Source organism: Desulforhopalus glucosivorans (genome assembly GCF_054397165.1).
Window position 1 is genome coordinate 3,613,816 of record NZ_AP044854.1, and the last position, 26,718, is coordinate 3,640,533.

Below are 26,718 nucleotides of genomic sequence, written 5' to 3' on the forward strand. Positions count from 1 at the left end.
TGGCGCGCCCCGTTCCCCGGGGCACCAGAACTGTAAGTGACAATGGATGCAACACAAAAACAGAGCGGTTACCTTGATGTATTTCAGGAAGTAACACGGCTGATAAGTAGTCTCCACGACCCCCAGCAGGTGATGGATCTCGTGGTGCGACGGTTGCCTGAACTTCTTGAAGTTGACGCAGCAACGATTCGACTACTCGATGCAGGCACCGGTGGTTTTACCCTGGGTGCCGCGTGGGGACTATCTGAGCAATATTTATCCAGATCTACCATCGATTCCAGTGAGGTGATGGAGTCTCTGAAAAAGGGCAAACCAATCGCCAAAAAGGATATGGACATTATCTGTGATCACGATTCCTGTATTTATTTCACCCAGGAAGGTGTGAAGTCGGCTATGTCACTGCCCATCATTTTCAATAACGAGGTGATCGGGATACTGAGGTTACTCACAAAAGACTCGAGGGAATTTGCCGAATCTGAGATTGCCTTTGCCATGTCCCTTGCCGAACAGGTTGGAATGGCGTTCACCAACAGCCGGTTATTCCAGGAACTTGAAGTCCAGGTGAAGTTTTTGTCCGAACTTCGTGAGATCTCAAGTCTTGTAAATTCCACACTTAATCTCGATGAAATTCTCAAAACCATAGTCAACAAGCTTCCCCCACTCTTAAAGGTGAAGGGATGTACGGTACGACTACTACACCCGGCAACAAACCGGCTCGAACTCGTTGCTGCCTCGGGCCTGTCCCAAACCTACCTGGACCGTGGAAGCATAAGCCGGGAAAATGCTTTTTTCAAAGCGGTTAAAGGGGAAGCTGTAGCCATTTTTGACGCAACAACTGATCCAAGGGTTGATCACCACGTAGCTATAAAAGAAGAAGGTATCAAATCAATTCTGGTGACCCCCATTCGTGACGGTGCAGAAATTATCGGGATCTTACGACTCCTGACCGATGAGCCCAGGTCATTTTCCAAAAGTGAGATCGATTTTACGGTAACTGTTGCCAAAGAAGGCGGCAATGCCATCCAAAAGGCACGGACCTACCGCAAGATCACTCTCCTATTTGAGCAGATTGAAGAGCATGAGCGCTTCCTGCAAACAATTCTTGATTCACTCTGGATGCAAATTCTGGTCATCGGACCTGATAAGCGGATCATTATGGCCAATAGTTTTTTCCTTGAAAGCCTCGATTTCAGGGAGAGTGAGATTCTGGGTGAACTCTATGAAAAGATAGTTCCCTGGGGATCAAACGGCAGTCACGCCTGTCCCATTGATAGTGTTTTTGAAGAGCATAATCCCTTATCCATCATGGATCACCTGGGAGGAGAGGGATCAACAGATGGATCCAAATGGTACGAGCGCCACCTCACCCCAATCATGGGAGCAGATAACAAGGTTGATTTCGTCATAGAAGCTGTTCGTGATATTACCGATCAACAACTGCTCGAACAGGAAAAGATGGAACGTATGAAGCTTGAAGGAGTTGTTGAAATGGCCGGCACTGCCGCCCATGAACTCAACAGTCCGCTTTTTGCAGCCCTAGGTACCGCCCAGCTCCTGCGCGACGACCTTAGCTCTGATGAGATGATCGAAGAGATGGACATGATTATCCGAAATATGAAAAAAATGGGTGAGCTTACCCGTGCCATGACGGAGGCCACCGGCTTTGAAACGCAAGAATACGTCGGTGACACCAAAATCGTCAGCCTTAAATCAAGAGATCAAAAGTGATTGATATATACACAAACGGAGTTCAAGGTACAGTGGACAAAATTAAACAATTCATAGCCTCACCCGTAGGTGTTTTTCTCTACGCCTTTATCACCGGTGCCATCGGTATCGTGATACTCCTGGCATTTTTATCAATGTTCGTATCCACTTCCGCCCTCCCCATGGCACTCCCTGCACTCATCGCCTTTAACTGCGCAGCAGGTGGATACAGTCTCACAGATAAGAATAGAACAGATAACCAACTACCAAAACTATCCCTCTGCCTCATGGCGATACTACTCACCATTGCAGGTTGCAATGTAATCCTGCTTTTTTGCCCATGGGAAAGTCTTGTTAACATTAACCGATACCTCATTTGTGGCTCAGCTGCCCTGATATTCACTTTTCTGGGAGCCTGGATCGCCCGTAAAAACCGTCAACTCAACAGGTCATAACGATCATTAATTCTACAGGAGGAGAGCTAAGTAAGAAGACATAATCAAAAACCTGTACAAACATATCCACCCATTATTCACAGAGGAGAAAACAGCATGAAAGTAATGCGCACCCCCTTTATCGTCCTTGCAAACGTTACCCTGTTTCTGCTGGCAAGCTACAGTCTTTCATTTGCAGAAACTAAGGTCACCACCAACGGCAGTGCCGGCGATACCGTAACAATTGAAGGCAGTATCGAACCAGGTCAGGAATTATACCTGGCAGTAGCTCAGCAGAATGAGTTCAAGCCTTCCGACGCAACGATGCCCCATGAGAAAAAAAGATTTGCCAAAGAGACAAAAAAACAAGGTTTTGCAGCAGACACTTCCATCCCGCCGCTCTACTATGTTTTGACATCCAACCCATCCGCTTTCGGTAAAAAAGCAGATACCAAGTTCGGTGGCCCCAGCATAATCTTCAAAAAGGGCCAGGGACTCTACTCTACCACGAAGTACGCGCTGACAAAAGATTTCAACTCTATTGATGCGGCTGCAAAAGCAGGACTCGGTCCTATCGCCAGCGCAGAACAGTGGAATTTCCTGCGGTGGGCTAATGAAAACAGTTATGGTATCAACACCATCGTCAAGGAAGGCAGCAAGGTTGGTAAAATTGTTATTTTCTCCCGTACTGTACTCACCGATGCCTCCAGCGGAAACTACTGGGACAAGGACACCAAGGTTGATCTTGACAAAGCAACCGGTAAATTCACCGCTACCTTCAAGTCCTATCGTCACACCGCTCCAGATACCAAATTTGACGTCTATGTAAACGGTGCCAAAGAAGCTGATTTTACCCTCGCTGGCAAGGGTTTCTGGCTCACCAAGGGCTACCGCTACATGAACCCACTCTGGATCACAATCGGGGCTATCCTCGTTGGTACCTACTTCTCCATGATCGGTGCCGCCGGTGGTATGCTCATGGCCGCCTTCCAGGTACTCATTGTACAAACCGCAGGACCTGTTGGTGTTAATGCCGCTAACGTGCTCAAGCCTTCCAACATGGCTCTTACCCTTTTCTCCCCGCTCGGATCTTTTTACCGATTTGCAGTGGTTGAAAAGCGTGTTGCATGGCCTGTTGGTCTTTCTTTCGGTGTCGGTATCTTCATCGGTTCCATCTGGCTTGGTAAATACGTCTCTGCTCTACTGCCCATGAAGGAATACAAAGAGTGGCTTGCTGTTCTCGTTGTTATCATGGGTATCAAGACCCTGATGGAAATGACACCCAAGGCCATGAACAAGCGTAAAAACATCAAGGCCATGACCCAGAAGTTCAACGCAGCCGTCAAGAAAGCAAAAGAGACTGGTGAAGCTATGGAAATGGGCTCCATCGAGCCTGTGAAAAGTGGTCTTACCGACTACCGCTTCAAGTTTTGGGGTGAAGAGTTCCGCATCAACCCACTGCTCTTTGCTATCCTTGGTGTTCTCATCGGTATCGTTTCCCGATCTTTTGGTATCGGTGGTGGGTTCCTCCTCGTACCCGCAATGACCACCTTAGGTGCGCTACCAATGTACGTTGCTGTACCTATTTCTCTGATTGGCACATGTTTCTCCAGTATCGGTTCTTTTATCGGTTATGTTATGATCGGTTACTGGCCCGACTGGGTACTCGCTGGTGCTATCATTATCGGTGGTTTTGCCGGTGGTATGCTTGGTAGCCGTGCACAAAAGCTGTTTAGTGAAATGCAGTTGAAGGTCGTTTTGGCCATCACCCTGTTCTTCCTGTTCTTCCGTTTCTTCAAAATTGAAGTTTGGATCTGATACAACAGCGAGAAGACAGCAGTTCGAAGAATACACTGCTGCAAGTCGGGATGTAGTTTTCCGACTTGCAGCATTATTGAAATAAGAGAGTACAAGCAATGGATGCTTTTTTAGATACAGTTTGGGAATATATGGCCGCAGGGTTTATCGTTCTTGCAGATTCTTTTTATGGGGCTCTTCAGAACTTCCATTTCCTGGGGCCAGTTGTATTAATTTTTCTTCTTGCACTCGGCACCATAGGCGTCATCAAAATTCTCACACGCTTGATTACGACCAAACGCTACACTGAACTTGAGAAAAAGTTCAACTACTGGTCTGCAATTCGTGATGAAGCCATGCGGTGTGAAGATAGGGAAAAGGGCAAAAGAATGGCGAGGAATATCGATAAGGCAGAACTCAACAAAGCCTATTACGACTACTTCTTCGAAGGATTTATGCTTGGTATTGCAAGAAAGATTATCCCGATATTTTTTATGTTTGCCTTTATAAATGAATATTACAGAACAGAGAAGCTCACCTCTCTATTTGGACAGGCTTACGTCGTAAAACTCCCATCAACCAGTGGAGATCCGATCCTCGTTGGTGCAGTTTTCTGGTACCTCATTTCCTTGTTTTTGGGGTTCCTGGTTTGGTTTGCGGTGGCAAGAATCATACAGAAATTACAACCTGCCAAAAGAGATTCAATGTCCTCGCTTCACTCCCCAATAAAAGAGACAAGCTGTTAATAGCTTACATAATAACGCGGTGATCTGGAGGAATAATGCAGCTCAATTCATTATTTAAGCATTGGAGTTACCGTATTATCGCGCCTGGGACTCTTTTGCGTGAAAAATATGAGGCGCTGAAAGAACTCCTCAGCTATGACATCAGCTGCCATGAAGAAATGGCAGAATTCCAGGTACTACTCCACGACGGCAACCGGGAAGATTTTGCCCGGATACGAAAACGATTCAGCTCATTTTCCAGGCACGTTGCCGGAATGATCCAGGCCCTTGAGACCATGGATCCAGGCCGCTACTCATCACTTAAAAGCTATCATAAAAAATTTGATTTCTATACCCGTTTCCTCATCGCCACACCCGCAATACATTTCGGGCCTCCCTATGTTATCCCATTTGATATTATTGAAAAAGACGATTTAAATATCGGCAACAAGGCCAAACATCTTGCCATTCTACAACGAACTCTGGGCACCGCAGTACCACAAGGCTTTGCGATCTCCAGTAGCGGCTACCACTACCTCATAGAATACAACAATCTCCGCCAAACCATAGAAACACACCTTGCTGAACTTAATATCTATTCAGGTAAATCCCTTGAACATATTTCACAAAAATTACGCGCAATTATATTAGAGTCAGAGCTCCCCCCAGACATTGAAAAGGCGATATACACAACATACGACAGTTGGGGAACGAGCGGTGATAGTAGTATTAAGGTCGCTGTACGATCCAGTGCCATAAATGAGGATGGAGACGCTTCCTTTGCCGGTCAATATGAAACTGTCCTTAATGTGGTAAGATCCGACATCGGTAAAGCATACAAACAGGTGGTTGCCTCTAAATACTCACCTGAAGCCCTTTTTTACCGAATAAGCCAGGGCTTAGGTGATGAAGAGACAGCCATGTCCGTTCTTGTCCAGGAAATGGTAGACTCTGCCAGCAGCGGTGTTCTTTATTCCACAGGGGTGACCAGTGACAGCCGTGACCGTGACTATATCCACCTGCATATTACTCCAGGCCTCGGGGATCAGCTCGTATCAGGTTCAGTCAATCCCGATTACTATATGATCCAGAAAAAAGCCGGTCACAGTATCATTTGCAAGGAGACCCTCAGTCCTATTATCACTGACCAGCAAGCCCTTGATCTTGCCAAACAGGGGATGATGATTGAAGACTATTTTGGTACTCCCCAAGATATAGAATGGGCAATAGACAGCGATGATGAGTTATATATCCTACAGGCACGTGAACTACACATTTCAGAAGATGATGACTCATCCACTGATGACAGCGATTACAGAACGCAGATTCTTTTGAGCGGCTGTGAAAAGGCTTCATCCGGTGTTGCTGGAGGTGTAGTATATCGGGTGGACAGCAAGCACGATCTTGAAAATATCGCCCACGGTTCAGTCATTGTAACGCAAGATTCTCCTCCCGACTTTGTTAAGGTTATTGACAGGGTGGCCGCCGTTCTTTCAGAACGTGGCAGCCGTGCCAGCCACTTTGCCACCGTAGCAAGAGAATTTCAGATACCCTTCCTGACAGGAATTGAAAACGCCAGAGCACGATTTAATCCAGGGAATTATGTCACAGTTGATGGTAACAGAGGTCTGGTTTATGATGGTCTGCTTGAAGAACTTATCAAGACCCATCGTAAACCACCCCCCAACAACCCGTATCACCGAGTCCTCAGTGAGGCTCTGAAATTTATCACGCCCCTTGAGTTAACCGATCCCGCTGGAGACAATTTTACCCCGGAGGGGTGCAGGTCGATGCATGACATAATCAGGTTTTGTCATGAAAAGGCCTTATTTTCCATGTTTTCTGGTGCAAAGCCCGGTACAGGCCGCGGCTCGCTGCGTCTTGCCGCCGACATCCCCCTTGATGTATTTCTCTTTGACGTGGGTGGTGGAATTAGCGAGGAGATGAAAAAAGGACAATCTGTCCCCCTCCCATCGGTGTCATCAGCCCCCTTTCAGTCACTCTGGAGCGGACTGTCCCATCCTGATGTGCAATGGAAACAGAAACCCTTTGACTGGGACGCCTACGATAAGATCGAACTGGCAGGAGGAGTCCCGCCCAAAAAAGACAGCTTCGCCTTTGCAAGCTACGCAGTGGTGAGTGCTGACTACCTGCACTTCAACCTGCGCTTTGGCTACCACTTCACTATCGTTGATGTTATGTGCGGAGAAAAACAAGCCGAAAACCATTGTATGCTTAGATTTGCTGGAGGTGGTGGAGATTACGATCAGATGTCCTGGCGGATAGATTTTCTTTCTGGAGTCCTTCTGCGACTAGACTTTATTGTTGATAAAAAAGGAGATCTTCTCGAGGCTAAATTCCAAGGTTACTCTAAAGATATGATAATAGAACGACTGGATATGCTCGGTCGCTTGCTCGGTGCCAGTAAGCTTATGGACATGGTGCTCGACTCCGATGAAATGGTGGATCGCTGCGTTGAAGATTTTTTTGCAGGCCGCTATTCCTTCTCCCAGGAAGGATAAAATCCTTTAATATCTTAATTATACGAGTATAAAAAACATGTCAGGTTACCAACTCACATGGATCACCAATAATCTAGCAGTAGGCCACGCCCCGATGTCCTACGCCGAACTCGACGATATTCGTGATCACGGTATTGATGCCATTGTCAATCTCTGTGAGGAATTCTGCGACCTCCATGAACTTGAAGAAAACTCCGGTTTTGAAGTCTTTTACCTCCCCATAACCGATGAAAAAGCTCCAAAGATGGAGGAAATGGAGGAGGCTCTCGCCTGGATTGATGAGGCCATGTATCTTGGTAAAAAGGTCCTTGTCCATTGCAAACACGGGGTTGGCAGAACTGGTACCTTTGTCACCGCCTACCTTCTTCGACGCGGTCTGGGCTTACGAAAGGCGGAGAAACTCCTCAAAAAGACAAGGGCTAATCCCACTAATTTCAGCCAGTGGTGGCTACTTAGAAAATTCGGAAAAAAAGAAGGTACGTTAAAGATAGGTCAACCCACGGCGGCCAACAGAGACGGACTGGACCTCAGTTGTTTCTATACGCGTTATGAGCAACTTCTTAAACGTGTCGATTTTATTGTACAGTCAAAACTACCTGAAACCGTAACAACCGATCCAGAACGTTGCTGTAAAAACAACTTTTCCCTTGCACCCATAGAGGCTCTCTACTTAAATAGTAAGGTAAACGTCGGACTGTCAGCCAAAGAAAGACAACTGGTAATTGACAAGGCATCTGGGGGCTCTGGCTCCGGAGCCCTCATTGAAAACGCTCATACATCAAAGGAAGTATGCCCCCTATATGGTGAAGAAGGATGTATGCTCCCCCAAAACAGACCTCTGCAATGCCGCCTGCAGGGAGTTGAATTTACTGAGGAACAACTAGCCGAGATAAGTCTTGAACTCAGCGCACTGTCCCAGGAGATCTTTCGTGCCCTTTTTGGCGAGGACAACAAAACAACGCCACCCTCCGTTGGAAGATCGGACGCCATATCAGGAAAATTCATCCAAAACTATTTTCAATTTCTTGCATCACAAAAAAAGAACAGATGACAAACTATAAAAATGGAGAGACAGCAGACCAACAGAAGCTGGTAATGGTGGTCGATGATGAGCCTGATATGCTCTCCATGTTACAACTGGTTTTAAAGAAAAAATGTGACTGCAGAGTAATCACTGCCTCCTCTGGAATTGAGGCCTTAGCTCTTTTACGCGACAACAGTCCTGATGTTGTGGTTTCAGATATCAAAATGCCTGATCTCGATGGCTTACAGCTTTTACAAAAGATCCAGGCCCACGATTCCGCAATATCTGTTGTGATAATGACAGGCTACGGCACCATCGATGTAGCAGTTCAATCACTTAAAGACGGAGCCTATGATTTTCTACAAAAACCATTTGAAAAAGATCACATTGTTCGGGTCGTCAATAACTGCATTGAGCGCACCGCGTTACTGCGGACCAACCAACAGCTTAAAGAGAAAATAAGCACCCTGTCGCCACCCCAGGGGTTTGTGGGCCAGGGCCCGGCACTTACCCACGCCTTAGACCTCCTCTCCCGCGTCGCCAATACCGATGCCACCGTTCTCATTAGAGGAGAAAGCGGTACTGGTAAAGAGGTCGCTGCAAGGGCCCTTCACAGTATGAGTAGTCGTAAGCAGAGGCAGATGATCACTGTTAACTGCCCCGCATTACCAGAAAATGTGCTTGAGAGTGAATTGTTTGGCTATAGTAAAGGTGCTTTTACCGGGGCCAATAATGATAAAAAAGGGTTGTTTTTAGAGGCCCATGGTTCAACCATACTCCTTGATGAAATTGCTGACATTCCGGTTTCTATTCAGACAAAACTATTACGGGTTCTGCAGGAAAAAGAGATACAACCCTTAGGACAAAATAAAACCATTAAGGTTGATGTCCGGGTGGTTGCCTCCACCAACCAGGATCTTGAACAGAAAATCAAAGATGGCGATTTCAGAGAGGACCTCTTCTATCGACTCAACGTCGTTACCGTTACCATGCCTAGTCTCCGTGAAATGCGCGAAGACATACCACTTCTTATTAACCACTTTTTCACAAAGTTTAAAAAACAGTATGAGAGGAAAAACCTGATGGTACCACCAGAGGTACTTCAACACCTGTATCAAAGAAGGTGGAATGGGAACATCAGAGAATTGCAAAACAACATTAAAAGAATTGTTCTACTCACCCCAGGTGACAGAATGGTGGCTGCTGATCTGGAAGACTTACTCGAGCACTCAGAAGAAAAAGTTGTCGAAACTGGAACAACTGCAGGATTTGAGGATCTCTACGCCACCCCGTATAATGAAGCGAAAACGGAGATCATTAAAAGATTTTCCAAAGACTACCTCCACAATCTCCTTACTATTTTTAATGGAAACGTGACCAATGCGGCGGCCTCCTGTGGTCTGGAACGCCAAGGCTTACAGCGTATCATGCGAAGATATAATATCCTTTCGGCCAACTACAAAGAGTGACAGGTTTACAGATCGAGCAATGCCCGTATCTTATCAGTAAGAACCTTTCTGGAAAAGGGTTTGGCAACTAGTTCAAATCCCTCATCAAGAACCCCATTGTGACCGAGGACATTTGAGGTATAGCCCGACATATAAAGAATTTTAATATCAGGAATACGCTCTTTTATTTGTTCACTCAACTCCTTGCCATTCATCTCAGGCATGACAACATCGGTCAGCAACAGATCAATACCAACCTCACTTTTATCAGCACGTCGTAATGCCTCAGAACCACCACTTGCCATTAAAACATTATATCCTGTTTTTTCAAGCATTCTTCTGGTCATATCGAGCAGTGTCAGATCATCTTCCACTAACAGAATTGTTTCGTTCTGACCTTCATTAAGACGAGTCGTCCCACCCCCTTTACCAGGAGAAAGCGGCTCAACACTCAGGGGAAAAAGAATGGTAAAACAGGTGCCCTCACCCTTACTACTTGTGACACTTATATCACCGTAGTTTTGTTGCACAATGCCATAGACGGTGGACAGACCAAGGCCGGTTCCCTGTCCTTTTTCCTTGGTGGTAAAAAACGGCTCGAAGATTTTATCAATCTCAGCCTCGTCAATACCTTCCCCATTGTCAGTTACCTTTAACTGCACCACCTCATCCCCTGGAGAAAATATCATCGGATTTCCCAGGAAATCGTCCTCAATCACCCTTTTCTCTGTGGTAATTGTCAATTTTCCAGTACCGGCTATTGCATCCCTGGCATTAACACAGAGGTTGGCAAGAATTTGATCCACCTGTGAGGGGTCAATTTTAATGGTCAAAACCTGAGGATGGGGTTGCCATCTCAACTCAATATCCTCACCGATAAGACGCCTGAGCATATTTAACATACCATCAACCCCACTATTTATATCAATCACCTCCGGGGCAATGGCCTGCTGTCTACTGAACATCAGCAACTGACGTACAATGTCAGCGGACCTCTTTGCGGCATCGTGGATTATTTTCAGATCATTATACAACTTATCGGTGGGCTCACTATTTCTAAGCGCCATCCCGGCATAACCAAGGATTACACCCAATATATTATTAAAATCATGGGCAACACCACCGGTAAGACGCCCCACCGACTCCATTTTCTGGGCTTGATGCAGTTGATTTTCAAGCTGTATCTGCTTTGTTATATCACGCTTTATCGCTACATAACTCACGACGTTTCCCGCGCTATCAACGATGGGAGAAACAGTTGATTCCTCGGTGTAAATCTCTCCGTTTTTACGCTTATTGACCATGCGGCCAGTAAAGGTCTTTCCCTGGGTGATCAGGTTCCAGAAATCCCGATAGAACGCTTTACCATTCTGTCCACTTTGCAATAGGCGAGGGTTACGTCCCAACACTTCAGCCTGGGTATAACCTGTCACTTCCTCAAATGCGGGGTTAACATAGGTAATGTTACCAAGATAGTCAGTAATCATAACAACATCACTAATCTGTTCAATGGCTGCATTAAGGCCCCGCAGTTCCTTCTCATCCTTATTGCGATCAGTGATATCCCGCATGATACCGAGGTTACCAATCCACTCATTATTGCTGTTAAAGAGTTTCGTTCCAAAGGCTTCGCCCAAAAAAATCCTGCCAGACCGGTGGCGATATTTTGCCTGGTGTAAGATCTTATTTCTAGAGGCATCTTCAGTAAACAGCTTATCTCCTACCTCATCAAAGACATTACTATACGCATACAGCACTTCTGCACTCTTACCAACCAGAGCCTCAGGTCTATAGCCAAAGGTAGACAACACCCCATCATTGGCAAGCTGTATAACACGATTTATATCGGTTATAATTATACCATCCGTGATGGAGTTAAAGATGGTCTCAAAGAGCACCTTCTGCCGATACAGCTCCTGTTCCAAGCCTTGTGAATAATCCGTTTTAACTGTTGATGATCCAGAAGGCTCTGTTCTGGCCATTATTTTAGCGATATGAACTACAAAAATACTTCCATCCACCGGATGAATAATCCGAGATGATTTAATGGAAAGAGAAGCCCCGCTGGTTTTGTGGAGTAGTTCAGAATAACAGGTGAATTCAGTCGCATTATAATCGCGAAAAGCACAAACAGAACACAAACTATCCCGACATGTCAAAATCTGATAACAATAGGTCTTTTGGGGAGAAGCTGTTGAAAAACCAAAGAATTCTTGTGCTGCTTTATTAGCTTTTATTACCCTGAACCTATCGTCTTGGATAAAAACAATATCATCCAGCAGATCAAATACATCTGACCAGATGCCATCTAAGGTATTGGGCTCAACAGCCTTTTTATTTTTGTAATCTATAACAGATTTTTTCTTCAATTCAACCACACAGCCAACAGATACAACGGTGAACTCTTCCTCTAGCAAAGAGCGTATAATGTCCATTAATACTTCTTATAATGATACTTATGGTTGGCACTTAGTAAAGAAATTTTCTCAACAAGACAGATCCTGGCCCAACTCCTTAGTTAGGTTTCAACAGTTCCATCGTGCCGCCAGCCATGCAGCCCCCACACCAGGCAAATGAGACCAACGACAGTTAATAAAGAGGCAGACCAGGCCACAAGGGAAATACCACCAAATTCCCACAATAATCCACCTGCAAGTACACCAATCATTCTGCCAATACCGGAACACGCATAAAAACCGGACATCATGGTAGCCCTTGCACCTGGCAACAACTCAGTACTCAGTGAAAAACTTGTTACCATGACAATCTCAAAGAAGAAGAATACAAAAAACATTCCTATCATGGCATAAGATAGAGCCGTCCCCATGAAGGGAAGGACAAAGTAGGCTGTGCTAACACAGCACAGGCTCATAATAATTGTTCTTTTTTTCCCGAGTTTATCTGCAAACAGAGCCGTTACTGATTCCCCCAACAGCTCTGCCCCACCAATTGCAACGGTGCTAAAGCCTAGAGCCACCAGAGAAACACTAAAACTGTCTTCCAACCATAAGCCATACACTACAAAAAGTGCATCGTTTGCAATGGAAATCCAAAAACCAAAGAGCAGCACCCCAGCAGTACTCCGCCTCCTAAAAAGTGATATAATACGGGGTATAAGGCCTAAAGACTCAGTTGTTCCATCACAGGTTTTAGCATCTTCTGGTAACACCCTTGCTATCATAAACCAGCTCAATGCCCCGAGCGTTGCCAAAACATAAAAGGAAACTCTGAGCCCTGCGTGTTCGATGATAAGAGCAAATGCCGGGATTCCCATAAGGGTCGACCCTGCCCATGCGGTTTCAATTATTCCGATGACCCGACCACGCCTTGCATATGGTACATGCTGGCCCACAAAGGACTGAACTGCCGGATCAAAAATTGTTTTACCAAAACTGGCAAGGACCAGACCTGCAAACACCACCCAATACTCTTGAACCAGTCCACAAATCAGCATGCCAATTGAGAGCATGGCCAGTCCCGCACGCATTACTACTCTGTTGCCGATACGATCAGCTATCGGCCCGCTGAAAAGACCCAATAGCGAGGTAAACTGACTGGATGCAATGATAGTTGTAATTGCCGTCAGAGGTACATCCAGAGACCTGCTAAGGGCTGGGGCAAAGGGATAGATAAAACGCCGACCGGTATTAAGGAGAAGACGAATAAGGAAAATAAAGAGTAACTGATAGGTAAATCGCTGTCCCATAAAGTTTCGCGTATAGAGGTACATCTTATATTGGTGAATAAAAAACAGGTAGCGTAGACTCCGAGATGACTAGAGAACCTTTTAACATTGCGAACTTAAAATTACTCCCAGATAAGTGAACGTAGTGAGATCTTCGAGGTAGTTATCCCGTTTATCGGGGTTGGAATAATTCACATCGTCGATCTCCACAAATACCTCGAGTCCTCCTCCTGACTCTGTTAAGCGGATTTAAGTTGTACTAAGCCCTGTATCATTTTATATTCCTTTTTTCATCATAAAAAAATGTGACAGACCTAACAGTACTGTCGCCGTAAATATAACGATATAGAAGGAAATAATGACTAAGAAAAGTGCATTTGCAGGCTCCGGTAAAACAGCTGCCAAAATACAGAAAAAACAACAGAAGGCAGAACAGGCAACAGCCCAAAACCATCAACCGATGCTACGGGCAATGGTCTGGTATAAAGAAGAAGATTATGAGACCTTACTCGGCCTCTTTGACGACACTGAATTACTTCCCAGGACATATAGTGATTGGGAAAAAAGAGCAGAAGACAAAAAGCAGGAAGTTGAAGCTGCGGGTGATCAGGTCCTGAAGGTGTTTATCGATCCTGAGACATTTCCTGGATGGTGCGAGAGTAAAAACCTCCCCATGGATGCAAACTCACGGTCACAACTTGCCATTGAAGTTGCCCAGGCAAACAGCTTTGCCGTTTAGCATTGAGTTCGAATTCAAGGGACCACAACAACCGGCGAAACCACTGCAAGGGTTTGATAAATGCTGTATTGTAAGCTCAAACAACCTTTTGGGCTTCTTTCAACCTTAGAGAGGATCAGTACACTATGACTTCGAAATATATTCAAGCCCCTGCTGCTGTAGTTATGATACGCCCCCACAGATTTCACCCTAATCCGGAAACTGCAACAGACAACGCTTTCCAGAGAACTGAACGCGATCAGTCCACAAGAAAGATCGCTAAAGCCGCCTACGATGAGGTGACTGCTGCTGCTGAAAAGCTTGAAGACCATGGCGTCAAGGTGCACATTTTTGAAGATCGTGGTGAAAAAGAGACGCCGGATTCTGTTTTCCCAAACAACTGGTTTTCCACCCACCCGGGAGGCCACGTTGCTGTCTTTCCAATGTATAATCCCAGCCGCAGGCGTGAGCGACGATACGACATCTTAGAAATGCTTAAAGCCGAATACCGGGTACAGGATGTTATCGACTATTCATGTCTTGAGTTTGACGACCTCTTTTTAGAAGGCACCGGTGCCATGGTACTGGACCATATTGCCCGGGTAGCCTACACAGCTGAATCGAACCGGGCTAACCCCATTGCACTCGAACGATTTTGTACCCATTTCAACTTTGAACCCATGGCCTTCAGTACTGCAGATGAAGAGGGCAACTCGATCTACCACACCAATGTGATCATGTGTATAGGTACCGATTTTGCCATGGCAGGGTTTGACATCATGAGTAATCCGGACAGGCGGGAAGAGATTCGTAGCAGGATTTCAGATATGGGAAGAAAAGTAATCGACCTCAGCAATCACCAAATACGGGAGTTTGCTGGCAATGCCATTGAGCTCTCCGGTAAAGACGGCCGCATCCTTGCCATTTCTTCACGAGCTGTGGCGTCACTGACACAGGAACAAAGAAGAGACATTGAGGAGTCAGCCAAGATAGTTGCCCTTGACGTTCCAACAATTGAACTCGCCGGAGGATCAATCCGCTGTATGCTAGCAGGTATCCACCTTGCCAGGCGATACTAGGCACGTAGCTCTATATAACACATTTAAACGCCCTCTCATAATTTGGTGAACGGTTTAAGTCACTGGAAAACATCCCTACGTCCCCGATTGTGTGAGTTCATTATTTTCTTTACTTGATTGAAATCGCAAGAATTCATGTTTTTTTATAAAAAACAACAAATAACCGAAGACTTCGATTGAATTTGGTGGAAGTACTAACACTCTTGCCAAAGATGATTATAAAACTATGCATTGAAAAAACATAGTAACCCCGATTCTTACATCCAGCAGATACATGAGGAAATTTTATGGCATGGCTTGTAGTTCTTGACCCTATCGATGGGTTAGCCCCGGAAACCGATACATCTATAGCCCTGATCAACGAAGCACGCAGACAGGGAATCCAGGTGGATACAGCGACCATTGAGGATCTTTATTTTGAAAATTTTGCAGCCGTACTTGCAACTGATAGCAAAGAGCAGAAAAGTGCGAAAAAACTTGGGGATTATGCACTTATTCTGATGCGAAAAGAGCCGCCCTACGACCTCGCTTTCCATTATGCAACACACCTGCTTTCTCTCTCAGGGACTCTGGTGGCCAACAGTGCGACATCTCTTCGAAACTTTAATGAGAAACTTATAGCTCTTCCTTTCAAAAGGCATATGCCGCCGACTATTGTGAGTTCAAACAGAGATCTCATACTGCAGTTTATTGACAAACAGGGTCTCTGCGTCATTAAATCTCTTGATAGTTTTCAGGGCAAGGCTGTTCAGAAGATCTCAACCACTGATAATACAATCATCAGTGAGTTCACAGCAGATGGCAGCAGTCCGGCAATGGTACAACAGTTTCAGGACCGTGTTTTTGATGGTGATAAACGGGTGCTCATGCTGGGTGATACGTTCATCGGAGCGGCCATGCGTAAACCCAAAACAGGGTTTCATGCAAACTTTGCAAGCAGCGACGCCCTTGCCACTCAGCTCACCCCAAAAGAACAGGCGGCAGTGGATGAAATCGGGCCATGGCTGCTCAGCCAGGGAATCCACTTTTCCGGGCTCGACTTTATTGGAGAACAGTTGACAGAGATTAATATAACCTGCCCCACAGGTATCATCCAGATCGGGAAACTTAATGGCAGAGATCTGGCCAAAGAAATTGTCGACTACTTCACCAACCTCAGCCAGAAATAGGACAAGAGACCTCTATGGATGCCCTCAGCATCAACAACGTACACAAGACCTATAAAAGTGGTTTTAATGCCCTCAAAGGTGTCACATTTGATGTTAAAGAAGGTGACTTTTTTGGACTACTCGGCCCAAATGGTGCCGGAAAAACGACCACCATCAGTATAATCACATCTCTTACAACGAAGTCAGGCGGGACTGTGAAAATATTTGATATCGATATTGATAAAGATTTCCCTGCAGCAAAACGACTTATTGGTGTTGTTCCCCAGGAATATAACTTTTCTATCTTTGAAAAAGTTCAGGATATAGTCACCCAACAGGCAGGTTACTACGGTATGGAGCGAGGTCAGGCCCTAAAAAATGCTGAAAAATACTTAAAGCAGCTGGGGCTCTGGGATAAAAAAGACACTATTGCCCAGGAGCTCTCTGGTGGAATGAAGCGTCGCCTGATGATTGCACGGGGTCTGATCCACGACCCGCGCCTGCTTATCTTAGATGAACCCACCGCAGGCGTTGATGTTGAGCTCAGGCGTGGAATGTGGGATTTTCTTACCGATCTTAACAGGCAGGGAACCACAATAATCCTTACAACTCATTATCTTGAAGAGGCAGAACAACTCTGCAAGCAGATTGCCATCATTAACCATGGTAAAATTGTTGAAAACAGCAGTAAGAAGGATTTACTCAAAAAGCTGGATAAGGAAACTTTTATTTTTGAAACCAGAGATCCAGTCACTGCACTGCCCCCTTTGGGCGACATAGCCTTTCAATTAGCCGATGAAACGACCATTGAGGTGACCATCGGCAAACAGCTCTCTTTAAATGATATATTTGCCCATCTGAGTCATCACAACATTACTGTGGAAAGTATGCGCAATAAGTCAAACCGACTTGAAGAATTGTTTATGGAGATGGTGGAACAATGAGACAAAACCTGATTTCCCTGCAATCAATAGCACGAAAGGAGATGATACGCATTTTTCGTATCTGGATACAGACCCTTGTCCCGCCAGTGATCACCATTACCCTCTATTTTATCATTTTCGGCAGTTTCATAGGCTCGCAACTCGGTGATATGGATGGCTACAGCTATATGGCCTATATAGCACCGGGGCTTATTATGATGTCTATCATCACCAACTCATACTCCAACACCGTTTCTTCGTTTTTCAGTGCAAAATTCCAGCGCAACGTAGAGGAACTACTGGTCAGTCCAACCCCTGACTATATTGTTATCCTCGGCTATGTCGCAGGAGGAATGACCCGCGGCCTAAGCGTGGGGTTTCTTGTTTCAATAGTGAGTCTCTTCTTCACCAGACTACCGCTCTATAACGTTTTTTATGCGATTATTTTTGCACTTCTTACAAGCTTTGTCTTTTCCCTTGCTGGAATGATAAATGGAATATTTGCCAAAAAATTCGACGACATTTCCATTATTCCAACCTTTGTCATCACCCCACTTACCTACCTTGGCGGCGTATTTTATTCACTTTCACTGCTCCCTGACTTTTGGCAGACCTTGTCAAAAGCCAACCCTATAGTGTATATGGTGAATGGATTCCGCTATGGATTTCTAGGAACCTCCGACATTAACGTGTATAGCGGTATGGCGATGCTTGTTCTCTTTTCAGTGGTACTGTTTTCTGTAAACCTTTATCTCTTTAAAAAGGGTATTGGTATACGCTCTTAACCCCGATGAACTGGATAAGTGCCTCGAAGGTCTCACTTCGCTCACTATCTGGTGGTAAGATTAAACTTAGGATTTTAAAAACAATTCCTGAGGTTCTTTTTTTTACGACAGGCTTTCAGGAGTAAGGCACTAACTATCGATTCAACACATTTACGGTGACTACAATGATTCAATTATACGTAAGAAAAGGATGTCCTTTTTGTAAGAAAGTAGAAACGGCAGCAACAGATCTTGGACTCGTGCCTGGAGCTGATTATGAACTAATCGATGCGGCCCCCAATACCCCGGGCCGAGATGTTGTCCTCAAAGTTGGTGGTAAGGCCATGGTCCCATTTCTCATCGATGGTGAAACCTCCATGTATGAAAGTGACGATATCGTTACATACCTCAAGAATAGTAAGTAATGTATGCCTGACACGAAAACAGTCTCAAAAGGGATTGTTTTTGTGTCAGCATCAGTATTACCTGAGCTACCCTTACCAATCCCAACAGCATCTTGAAACCAGTACTATTCGTTTATGAACATTCATAGAGATAGTGATTCACCCAGGTAAATAATTGGGTTGTAAGGTACTAATTTCTTCATCTCATTTGACTATCCCCTCACTTACGTCATATATTTAAGTATAGCAGCAATTTGTAGGATATTTATCAGCCGCAGACAGTAATTTTATTTAAATAACACCAGTTCAAAGATTCCTCATTTTACGAATAAGAGATGCGTATACTAATCCTCATGAAGGCACTATTCCCCAAACGCTCTCTATTGCTCTGCCTTGTAACGCTGATACTTTGTGTTTTCCAAGGCAACGCCTTTGCCCACATCCCCATAACGGTGGGAGTATATAATAATAAGCCGACGATTTTCATCAACGAACAGGGGCAGCCTGATGGAATATTTATCGATCTGCTCGAAGAGATTGCCAGTAGAGAAGGCTGGAAGATTTCCTATACAACAGACCATTTTTCCTCATTGTTCAGCCAGCTCAAAAGCGGAGAGATCGATCTCCTTCCTGCAACGGCCTACTCAAAACAGCGAGATGAGGTTATTGACTTCAACTACACAACAGTGGTTGCAAACTGGGCAGAATTATATAGTGGCCAGGATTCAACCATCAGTTCATTCTTAGAACTTGAAGGGAAAAAAATTGCTGTCAAAGCAGGGGACATTCATTTCTACACCCTTAAAGATATGACCAAAAACTTCAACATCAACTGCAGGTTTTGGGAAACTGATGAATACCAGACAACATTTGAGTTACTTAATGCTGGAGTGGTGGATGTTGCGGTTGTTAACAGGCTCTATGGAGAAGAGAACAAACACACGTATGCAGTTAAAGATACATCCGTTATCTTTAACCCCATTGAATTACGCTTTGCCCTGCCAGAGGGGAAGAACCACGTAATTGCAAATACTATCGACACATACATCTCCCAGTTCAAAAACGACGAGTCTTCTATCTACTATAAAACCATCAATAAATGGCTTGTGGTGGATACGAAGAATGACGGCCCCAGATGGCTGCTACACGCATTCTATACTGTGATTGGTATTGCACTGTTCCTCATAGGAACCGCCATACTCTTCCGTAGACAGGTAAAAAATCGTACAGCAGAGCTGATACAGGTCAACAGGAGTCTCACTGATCAAATATCAGAAAGAAAAAAAGCGGAAGAAACCTTACAAAGATATGCCAGGGTGATAGAGGCTTCCAGTGACGCCATAGCTCTAATAGATCGTGACCATAAACATATTTTTGCAAATGGTGCCTATAAAGATATCGCGGCTCCCCCCTCAGACAAACTGGAAAACACCACTATCATTGACTTCTTGGGCAAGGACTTCTTCGATCTCGAATTAAGAGAAGCTGTAAATCGTTGCCTTACCGGAGAAACGATCTATTTACAGACAAGGCCCCGCGCAGGGCATTCCAATGACTTTTACTGGAATCTCACCATCAGCCCATACTATTCAGCAAACAATACCCTTGAAGGCTATGTTATGGACATCCATGATGTAACTGACCAGGTGGAATTGCAAAATCGCCTGAAAAACTCCCAAAAAATGGAAGCTATCGGAATGCTTGCAGGGGGAGTGGCCCACGATCTCAACAATATCCTTTCCGGCCTCGTCAGCTACCCTGATATGCTCCTGATTAACAAGGGGCCCGATGACCCAATGACAACGCCACTCTTAACCATCAAAAAGTCAGGGGAACGAGCTGCAACCATCGTCCAGGACCTGCTTACTCTTGCCAGACGCGGAGTTGGAAATCAGGTGCCCACAAACATTAACATCATAGTGCGTGAGTTCCTTGCCAGCCCGGAGCACCGATCAATTACAAAAGGTGTCACAGGAGTAGAATATATTTTGGATCTTGATAGCAGTTTATCAAATATTAAAGGATCTACAGTTCACCTCTCCAAGATTTTGATGAACTTTTACACCAACGGGGTGGAGGCAATGGCTGAGGGAGGAGTACTCACCATATCCACTAAAAACACGATTCTCACTGAAGAATACGCAGGCTATGAGGTTATTCCACCGGGTGAATACGCAACGATTACCATCTCTGACACAGGAATCGGGATGTCCACCGGAGAGATCAACCGTGTATTTGAGCCATTTTATACCAGTAAAATTATGGGCCGTAGCGGAACAGGCCTTGGGATGGCTGTAGTCTGGGGAACCGTCAAAGATCATGATGGCTATATTGACATTAAAAGTAAACCGGGCAAAGGGACGACCTTTACCGTCTATATTCCAACAACTGATGAATTAATGCTTGAACAGTCTAAAACGACGTTGCAGGATTACCTGGGAAATGGAGAGAAGATTCTTGTGGTCGATGATCTTGAGGAACAACGCACCCTCACCCACGGTATTCTGGGCAGCCTTGGTTACCAGGCAGATGTTGCAGCATCAGGGATTGAGGCCATTGAAAAATCCAAAAAGCAAACCTATGACCTCCTCATTCTCGATATGATCATGCCTGGAGAGTATGATGGGCTGGCAACATATGAAGCAATTAAGTCTTCCAACCCCCAACAAAAAGCGATTATTGTCAGTGGATTTTCTGAAACATCGAGGGTGAAAAAGGCCCAGGAGTTAGGTGCAGGTGCCTATCTGAAAAAGCCGTACACGGTGGAATTGCTGGCAACGGCAATTTACAGAGAGCTGGCAGGATAGATTATAAGAATTTTCTGTTGATTCTCGTCAATTTCGCACGTCACACACAATGCGGATTAATCCTTTCCAAATAACCAGTCCAGATACTCCGTTTCATCTACCCCCCTATCACACAGCAGACTCCTGTTATAATAAGGTAAAATTTTATCCCTGTTGCCCTGTATGAGTGCCTGGAATAACCGTTTTTCTTCCTGCTGGTTATCCGTTTCACAAGCTAAACCAGAAGTGCTTCTCTCTTTTCTATCCGCAATTGCAAAAGGGTTGTAGACTATTTTTTTTCCTGCAGCTGTTAAGCGAAGACTGAGATCTGCCGTGGCAAAGATGTTGGGATACTCTTTGGTGGAAAACCCACCCACAGCCTCAAAGCAGTCTTTTTTTATCAGTGTTATATCCCAATCTGAAAAGCTCATATCCTGCAGACAGTGCAAACCTGCCATATGTCTAGAACTATTACATAAAAACTCATATAAATAGTCCCCACTCCTATTGGCTATATCCGGCAACAGATATGAAATGCCATCACCACCACTGTAAGATGTCCTTCCGCATACTATGGCAACATCCGGCAACACAGACATCGCGGCCAATTCAAACAACCAATTGTCACTCAACCTGCGTATATTGCCATCCAGAAGACAAATATTCGCACACCGAGATTCCGAGATCAGCCTTTGCAAGACCTCTGCCTTACCTTCACCCTTTGCAACTGTGACAATATTCCAAGCATCGCCTCCTGACCCATGAATACAATCCCGTAATGTATCACTCCGGTCTTCTCCTGTAATTACTGTAACGTCGATAATTAACTCATCATCACAAGGAGTAGAGGTAATTGATGTAATTGACGCAATAAACTCAGGACTAAACAATTCAACCTCTTCTGCCCAAATAAACACAGCGTATGTGCCTTTAACAGAGGTAGCCTGGAGCCGATAGAAAAAGTTCAGTTCTGTATCTACTGCCTTACATGGTATCTTCCGACGCTTAAGAGCCATCTCTAGGGCTAAGCGACCAGCCTCATGAGCATAATTTTTCTGATCATGATTAATACTGGTGGAACTTTCAGATGCCCGCCAGTGGTAGAGTACCTTGGGAATATGAACCACAGAATCACACTGCTCTGAGAGTTTCAGCATAAAATCATAATCCTGGGCTCCGTCATATCGACAGTCAAGGCCCCCAACCCTATCAAAAAGAGCCTCTTTCACTACAACGAAATGGGTTATATAATTATGGGAAAGTAGGAGATTCTGATTAAATCCCGGCTTTCTAAAAATAGAAAGGGTCGTACCATCATCACCGATGAGATCTTCATCACTATAGACCATATCCGCACCCTCGCGGGTGAGGGTCTCAACTACCTCAAGAAGACAATCGACAGTCAACTCATCATCATTATCGAGAAAACCGAGATAACTGCCCGTTGCAAGTGCTCTTGCACTGTTGGTTGCCTTTGCAATTCCACCGTTTTCTCTGTGAAAATCCACCTTTATTCTGCTATCTTTTTCTGCCCACTCCGTGAGTAGCGGACGAACATCCTCCCGGGGACTGCAGTCATCCACCAAACATAACTCCCAGTGGGGATACGCCTGGTACAGTACGGATCTGATACAGTTACGTAACACAGCAGGCTCAGGATTATACACCGGTACGAGAATGGAGATAACAGGTGTAGAAGGTAAAGAGGCGACGCGCGGATGTGGGTAGATACACTTAAAAACACCCACGCTCACATAGTGCGTTAGGGCATCTCCCCGGGAGACATCAACATCACATTGTCCTCTATAAAAATCCGGTTCAAACAGTTGAGCTGGACAAGTGGTAGAACTATGTGCTGTACTTAAATAATGCGATAGGGGGTCAACTAATGACGTCTTCCCGCCTCCTACCTGTTCAGTATAGAACTGTGGATCAAAAACCGGAAGCGGACTTTTCCCAATTGAAGCACCGTGTAATTTATAGTGCTTTATGATCTCCTCCCCAACTCCGGCCAGCACGGGATTTTTGTCAAAATAAAAGGCAAAGTCAAAGGCCAAAGATGGGCTCAAACACTGTTGTTTTCCATAGTGGACATAGTGGGTTAGCGGGTCTCCCTCATTGACACTCCAGCCACTATTTTTCCCGTACACGACAGGGTCAAAAAATGGCCCCGGCCTATATCCACTTTTCCAGCCGACAGTCAGGTAATGAAGTAGTGGATTCTGGGATATTCCATCAGAGAAATAGTGTGACAGGTAATAGCTGGTATCAAAGAGAGGATGTGGATCAGCCTGCTGACTCCAACCTGAATCATCGTGCAGAGATGCATCTACTGATTCTCTCCCTGTTCTGACATAGGTCCAAAGAGGATCAAGATCATCCTCAACGGACTGCCCCTTGCAACTCAAATAGTAGCCTGAATCGAATATTTTCAGTTTCCGAAGACGTCGATATTCTCCACTAACGCACAACCGGAGCAGTACCAGAACAACCTTTTTTATATTCATGAAAATCTAGGGATGGAGTAATTTCAGATCAAGAGGTGCCTCTATGATTCTTTTGGCTGAAGTATCCAGAAGTTCATGGATTATAACCTCCATAACCCGCCATACCTTGACCCCGGAACGAATACAGCCAGTTATGGTTTCATCCTCTCTACCACAGGCCATATGCATATGTAAAAGCGGTGTCCCTTCATCATCGCAAAAGAGTGTCCCGGTACCCGCAACTTCATGGGCGTTTGTAAGAGAACGGCTCATCGGATTAAGGGGTAGTTCCCGATCTGACTCAGGACCAACGACCAGCTTGCTACCATCGTCAGCGCCACCAACCACGATAAGTGAGGCGGCTGTTATATTGTGGTCTACTGCAAACTGTTCAATAACTTCGTGGACAATCTCACCATCTTCCAACCGAACAATAAAAACCCTGCCCTGTTTTGCCTCTGAGTATTTCATACGCCACTCCCTTCACAGGTAAAATAGTAACTCTGAGTTGTATCCAATCCCAGTAAAATTGGACGGAAAGGCCCCAACAGAGCCAGAGATAATTCTAATTTTATTTCTTCTTTTTCTGGTATCGCTTAGCGTGATTTGCCTGGCGGGTGGATTTTTTGGCAACAGAGTGGCCAAAGGTACCAAGGGGGTGCCTGCCGAGGGAAAAATATTCGCCATGACAGTAAGCAAGGAGTCCCGCACGTGCGAGATCAAACTTTCCATCCTTATCTATGATACCCTTCTCCACCTTATTGCGTACAATTTCTGCAAGAAACAGATCGTGGGTCCCAAGTTCAGTAACCGAGTGGACTTTACACTCAAGGGCAACAGGACTTTTAGCAAGGGACGGAACGCTGACATCGGCCCCCTCCTCAAGTTCCAGTCCAAAATGTTTAATTTTATCCACCTTTCTCCCCGAACGGCAGCCGCAAAAATCTGTCACTTTAAGCATATCCTTCGTGGTCAGATTAATGACAAACTCACCTGTCGCCTGAATATTTTCATAGGACAGCCGCTCCTTTCGAACAGCGATGGTCACCATGGGAGGCCGGGTACAGGCAATTCCTGTCCAGCCAACGGTAAAAACATTTACCTTACCGACAGCATCAACAGTTGTCACCAGTACAGCAGGAAGAGGTCCCATCAGTACTGAACCCTTAAATAGTTCTTTAGCCACAATATTTCCTCTGGTAAATTAAAACAGAACCTTCCAATCGTACAGCGCTTCTATGTTTCATACCCCGCATCAACCGTTGCAGGAGAATTCTTTGCTGCAGCAACAGCTAGTCTGTCGCATCGCTCATTGAGCTCATTTCCGGCATGCCCTTTGACCCAGTGAAAGCTCACATCGAGTAAGTCTAGTAGATCGAGCAACCGTTGCCAAAGGTCTCTATTAACAGCGGGTTCACCATCACTTTTCTTCCAGCCCCTGGCCTTCCATTTTTTGGCCCACCCCTTTTGCACTCCGTTAACCAGATAACTCGAATCCGAAAACAGATGAATTTTCTGCTCAGTATCACCCAGCTCCTCAAGTGCTACAATGGCTGCCGTCATCTCCATACGATTATTAGTCGTTAAACGAAACCCACCACTATATTCCTGCCTCTCACCATTTCTTTCAATAACAGCCCCATAACCTCCTGGACCTGGGTTATTAATAGCGCCACCATCTGTATAGATAACAATATCATCACTATCAATTGAAACCTCAGGCACACTATTTTTACTGGCAGTCTTGCCTGACTTGGCGGTTTTTTGAGCGTACACAGGATCACTCAGCCAGGCTCTTGCCTCACTTTCTGTGGGAAAGCTCTTATATTTTGCGCCGGCAAAACCCTTGACCTGGCTTTCTGTCGTCGCCCAATCTGTAAACACTCCCTGCGTGCGACCACTAGCAACCGCATAGAACTTCTTTTTGGCCATACTTACTACTCCACATTATCAACTAAAAACCTTCTAAATAGCCTAAAACTTTAGGATAGCTTGAAAAATGAGCAATCTTACAAGGTAGCCTTTACTATACCAGTGACCCTATTACCCTTCTCATTGAAGAAAAGCTTGTCAAAACTCATCATATTCGCCATGGCAATTCCTCGACCATGACTATGTGTCGCTCGATCAGGATCAACCTGCAGATAGCTTCTCCAATCAAAGCCATCCCCCATATCAGTGATGATGAGCTTATATCCTTCATCATTTTTTTCAAAGGCCACCCCCACACTCTTATCTCTGTACTCAGGCAGGGCAAGTCTGGAATCAACCTCCTGCTTTAGTGTGTTTGATTCAAGTAGCCGACCTTTTTTTTCATAACTGATGCCTAGATTTCCATGCTCCACCGCATTTATAAACAACTCTGCAACTCCAGTGAACACCTGATCGGGATCTGGAAAAAATTGACTCAGAAAGACTGCGAGCTTTTCGCCCTCTTCAAGGGTTGCAAAACTACAGTTCAGCGACTGGACCATCGTCATGGACTCCTGACGCTCCAGAAACCGTTTTCTTTGTACCCTGTATCTATGAATTTTAATCCGAGCAGCTTCTACAATGGAAGAGAGCGTCTCAAAGACAAGAGGCTTTACAAGATAATAGAAAACCCCGGCCTCAATCCCTTCTTTAATTTCCTGGGGCTCGCCTGCTGCGGTCTGCATAATTACAGGGATACGTCTAAATCTCGGATCAGCCTTAACCTTCAAACAAAACTCAATCCCATCCATCCGGGGCATGATACGATCCAGTAGAATAATATCAATCAACCCACCATGCTCTTCCATGACACGGAGCGCATCCACCCCGTCAACCGCAGTTAACACCTGATACTTATCCCTTTCCAGCATCGACTCAAGAAGACGGAGTGCTGCTGGGTTATCATCAACAGCCAGAACAGTTGTCTTATGAACCGGTACTATATTAGTGAGATGCACGGCTGACCCTCAGTATCACTCGATGTAAAGCGTAAAAAGTATTTTGAAATACTGTAGCATATTGTTTCGCAAAAGAGAGAAATTTTCAATAGCGAGAGGCACTAAAAACAGAAAAGCCGGATACTCCCAAAAGGAATA

At 45.1% G+C, this 26,718-nt stretch carries 21 protein-coding genes; 14 read left to right on the top strand and 7 right to left on the bottom strand.

The genetic code is table 11. From position 1 onward, the window contains the following. Positions 1-42 precede the first annotated feature (42 nt). From ACX6CI_RS15640 to ACX6CI_RS15670, 7 genes are all read left to right on the top strand, one after another. Positions 43-1,728 (top strand): GAF domain-containing protein, encoded by a 1,686-nt coding sequence (locus tag ACX6CI_RS15640; protein ID WP_458774580.1) that lies wholly within the window; start codon positions 43-45, stop codon positions 1,726-1,728. Next, positions 1,725-2,162 carry a hypothetical protein gene (locus ACX6CI_RS15645; protein ID WP_458774581.1) on the top strand — a complete coding sequence of 146 codons (438 nt, stop codon included), beginning with the start codon at positions 1,725-1,727 and terminating at the stop codon, positions 2,160-2,162. The genes ACX6CI_RS15640 and ACX6CI_RS15645 overlap by 4 nt, the downstream gene beginning before the upstream one ends. 96 nt (positions 2,163-2,258) lie before the next feature. Continuing rightward, positions 2,259-3,959: a sulfite exporter TauE/SafE family protein gene (locus ACX6CI_RS15650; protein WP_458774582.1), complete on the top strand. Its 1,701-nt coding sequence runs from the start codon at positions 2,259-2,261 to the stop codon at positions 3,957-3,959. Positions 3,960-4,057: 98 nt separating this feature from the next. After that, entirely contained in the window at positions 4,058-4,684 is a 627-nt protein-coding gene (locus ACX6CI_RS15655; RefSeq protein ID WP_458774583.1) for a hypothetical protein, read from the top strand. A 35-nt stretch (positions 4,685-4,719) separates the two neighbouring features. Beyond that, positions 4,720-7,185 carry a PEP/pyruvate-binding domain-containing protein gene (locus ACX6CI_RS15660; protein ID WP_458774584.1) on the top strand — a complete coding sequence of 822 codons (2,466 nt, stop codon included), beginning with the start codon at positions 4,720-4,722 and terminating at the stop codon, positions 7,183-7,185. A gap of 37 nt (positions 7,186-7,222) precedes the next feature. After that, on the top strand, positions 7,223-8,236 hold the full coding sequence (locus ACX6CI_RS15665; RefSeq protein ID WP_458774585.1) for a protein-tyrosine phosphatase family protein: 1,014 nt from the start codon (positions 7,223-7,225) through the stop codon (positions 8,234-8,236). Then, positions 8,233-9,678, top strand: a complete 1,446-nt coding sequence (locus ACX6CI_RS15670; protein WP_458774586.1) for a sigma-54-dependent transcriptional regulator — start codon at positions 8,233-8,235, stop codon at positions 9,676-9,678. Before ACX6CI_RS15665 ends, ACX6CI_RS15670 begins: the two co-directional genes overlap by 4 nt. Positions 9,679-9,683: 5 nt before the next feature. On the opposite strand, the gene ACX6CI_RS15675 is transcribed toward ACX6CI_RS15670, so the two are convergent. After that, positions 9,684-12,092, bottom strand: coding sequence for a PAS domain S-box protein (locus tag ACX6CI_RS15675; protein ID WP_458774587.1), 2,409 nt, complete (start codon positions 12,090-12,092; stop codon positions 9,684-9,686). 83 nt (positions 12,093-12,175) lie between these two features. Then, entirely contained in the window at positions 12,176-13,363 is a 1,188-nt protein-coding gene (locus tag ACX6CI_RS15680; protein WP_458774588.1) for an MFS transporter, read from the bottom strand. 337 nt (positions 13,364-13,700) lie between these two features. On the opposite strand from ACX6CI_RS15680, the gene ACX6CI_RS15685 reads away from it, so the two are divergent. From ACX6CI_RS15685 to ACX6CI_RS15715, 7 genes are all read left to right on the top strand, one after another. Then, positions 13,701-14,081, top strand: a complete 381-nt coding sequence (locus ACX6CI_RS15685) for a hypothetical protein (RefSeq protein WP_458774589.1) — start codon at positions 13,701-13,703, stop codon at positions 14,079-14,081. Between the two features lie 125 nt (positions 14,082-14,206). Next, a complete protein-coding gene (gene ctlX / locus ACX6CI_RS15690; RefSeq protein WP_458774590.1) occupies positions 14,207-15,139 on the top strand; it encodes a citrulline utilization hydrolase CtlX in 933 nt (310 codons plus the stop codon). Between the two features lie 287 nt (positions 15,140-15,426). Then, positions 15,427-16,308 carry an ATP-grasp domain-containing protein gene (locus tag ACX6CI_RS15695; RefSeq protein WP_458774591.1) on the top strand — a complete coding sequence of 294 codons (882 nt, stop codon included), beginning with the start codon at positions 15,427-15,429 and terminating at the stop codon, positions 16,306-16,308. A gap of 14 nt (positions 16,309-16,322) precedes the next feature. Then, entirely contained in the window at positions 16,323-17,231 is a 909-nt protein-coding gene (locus ACX6CI_RS15700) for an ABC transporter ATP-binding protein (RefSeq protein ID WP_458774592.1), read from the top strand. After that, positions 17,228-17,995, top strand: coding sequence for an ABC transporter permease (locus ACX6CI_RS15705; protein WP_458774593.1), 768 nt, complete (start codon positions 17,228-17,230; stop codon positions 17,993-17,995). Before ACX6CI_RS15700 ends, ACX6CI_RS15705 begins: the two co-directional genes overlap by 4 nt. A gap of 164 nt (positions 17,996-18,159) precedes the next feature. Further along, positions 18,160-18,399, top strand: coding sequence for a glutathione S-transferase N-terminal domain-containing protein (locus ACX6CI_RS15710; protein WP_458774594.1), 240 nt, complete (start codon positions 18,160-18,162; stop codon positions 18,397-18,399). A 314-nt stretch (positions 18,400-18,713) separates the two neighbouring features. Beyond that, positions 18,714-21,185 carry a response regulator gene (locus tag ACX6CI_RS15715; RefSeq protein WP_458774595.1) on the top strand — a complete coding sequence of 824 codons (2,472 nt, stop codon included), beginning with the start codon at positions 18,714-18,716 and terminating at the stop codon, positions 21,183-21,185. Positions 21,186-21,241: 56 nt separating this feature from the next. Here the strand turns inward: ACX6CI_RS15715 and ACX6CI_RS15720 are convergent, their stop codons facing one another. From ACX6CI_RS15720 to ACX6CI_RS15740, 5 genes are all read right to left on the bottom strand, one after another. Next, positions 21,242-23,671 carry a glycosyltransferase gene (locus ACX6CI_RS15720; RefSeq protein ID WP_458774596.1) on the bottom strand — a complete coding sequence of 810 codons (2,430 nt, stop codon included), beginning with the start codon at positions 23,669-23,671 and terminating at the stop codon, positions 21,242-21,244. 6 nt (positions 23,672-23,677) lie between these two features. Continuing rightward, complete coding sequence (locus ACX6CI_RS15725) at positions 23,678-24,121, bottom strand: PPC domain-containing DNA-binding protein (RefSeq protein ID WP_458774597.1); 444 nt, start codon at positions 24,119-24,121, stop codon at positions 23,678-23,680. A 100-nt stretch (positions 24,122-24,221) separates the two neighbouring features. After that, positions 24,222-24,836, bottom strand: a complete 615-nt coding sequence (locus tag ACX6CI_RS15730) for a flavin reductase family protein (protein ID WP_458774598.1) — start codon at positions 24,834-24,836, stop codon at positions 24,222-24,224. A 50-nt stretch (positions 24,837-24,886) separates the two neighbouring features. Beyond that, positions 24,887-25,582, bottom strand: coding sequence for a ribonuclease HI (gene rnhA / locus ACX6CI_RS15735; protein WP_458774599.1), 696 nt, complete (start codon positions 25,580-25,582; stop codon positions 24,887-24,889). A gap of 77 nt (positions 25,583-25,659) precedes the next feature. Next, complete coding sequence (locus tag ACX6CI_RS15740; protein ID WP_458774600.1) at positions 25,660-26,580, bottom strand: response regulator; 921 nt, start codon at positions 26,578-26,580, stop codon at positions 25,660-25,662. Positions 26,581-26,718: the final 138 nt, after the last annotated feature.

Excerpts from the sequence above, each read along its gene's own strand:
- ACX6CI_RS15640 (WP_458774580.1), top strand. The coding sequence starts at position 43 with ATGGATGCAACACAAAAACAGAGCGGTTACCTTGATGTATTTCAGGAA.
- ACX6CI_RS15650 (WP_458774582.1), top strand. The coding sequence starts at position 2,259 with ATGAAAGTAATGCGCACCCCCTTTATCGTCCTTGCAAACGTTACCCTG.
- ACX6CI_RS15655 (WP_458774583.1), top strand. The coding sequence starts at position 4,058 with ATGGATGCTTTTTTAGATACAGTTTGGGAATATATGGCCGCAGGGTTT.
- ACX6CI_RS15660 (WP_458774584.1), top strand. The coding sequence starts at position 4,720 with ATGCAGCTCAATTCATTATTTAAGCATTGGAGTTACCGTATTATCGCG.
- ACX6CI_RS15665 (WP_458774585.1), top strand. The coding sequence starts at position 7,223 with ATGTCAGGTTACCAACTCACATGGATCACCAATAATCTAGCAGTAGGC.
- ACX6CI_RS15670 (WP_458774586.1), top strand. The coding sequence starts at position 8,233 with ATGACAAACTATAAAAATGGAGAGACAGCAGACCAACAGAAGCTGGTA.
- ACX6CI_RS15675 (WP_458774587.1), bottom strand. The coding sequence starts at position 12,092 with ATGGACATTATACGCTCTTTGCTAGAGGAAGAGTTCACCGTTGTATCT.
- ACX6CI_RS15680 (WP_458774588.1), bottom strand. The coding sequence starts at position 13,363 with ATGGGACAGCGATTTACCTATCAGTTACTCTTTATTTTCCTTATTCGT.
- ACX6CI_RS15685 (WP_458774589.1), top strand. The coding sequence starts at position 13,701 with ATGACTAAGAAAAGTGCATTTGCAGGCTCCGGTAAAACAGCTGCCAAA.
- ctlX (WP_458774590.1), top strand. The coding sequence starts at position 14,207 with ATGACTTCGAAATATATTCAAGCCCCTGCTGCTGTAGTTATGATACGC.
- ACX6CI_RS15695 (WP_458774591.1), top strand. The coding sequence starts at position 15,427 with ATGGCATGGCTTGTAGTTCTTGACCCTATCGATGGGTTAGCCCCGGAA.
- ACX6CI_RS15700 (WP_458774592.1), top strand. The coding sequence starts at position 16,323 with ATGGATGCCCTCAGCATCAACAACGTACACAAGACCTATAAAAGTGGT.
- ACX6CI_RS15705 (WP_458774593.1), top strand. The coding sequence starts at position 17,228 with ATGAGACAAAACCTGATTTCCCTGCAATCAATAGCACGAAAGGAGATG.
- ACX6CI_RS15710 (WP_458774594.1), top strand. The coding sequence starts at position 18,160 with ATGATTCAATTATACGTAAGAAAAGGATGTCCTTTTTGTAAGAAAGTA.
- ACX6CI_RS15715 (WP_458774595.1), top strand. The coding sequence starts at position 18,714 with ATGCGTATACTAATCCTCATGAAGGCACTATTCCCCAAACGCTCTCTA.
- ACX6CI_RS15720 (WP_458774596.1), bottom strand. The coding sequence starts at position 23,671 with ATGAATATAAAAAAGGTTGTTCTGGTACTGCTCCGGTTGTGCGTTAGT.
- ACX6CI_RS15725 (WP_458774597.1), bottom strand. The coding sequence starts at position 24,121 with ATGAAATACTCAGAGGCAAAACAGGGCAGGGTTTTTATTGTTCGGTTG.
- rnhA (WP_458774599.1), bottom strand. The coding sequence starts at position 25,582 with ATGGCCAAAAAGAAGTTCTATGCGGTTGCTAGTGGTCGCACGCAGGGA.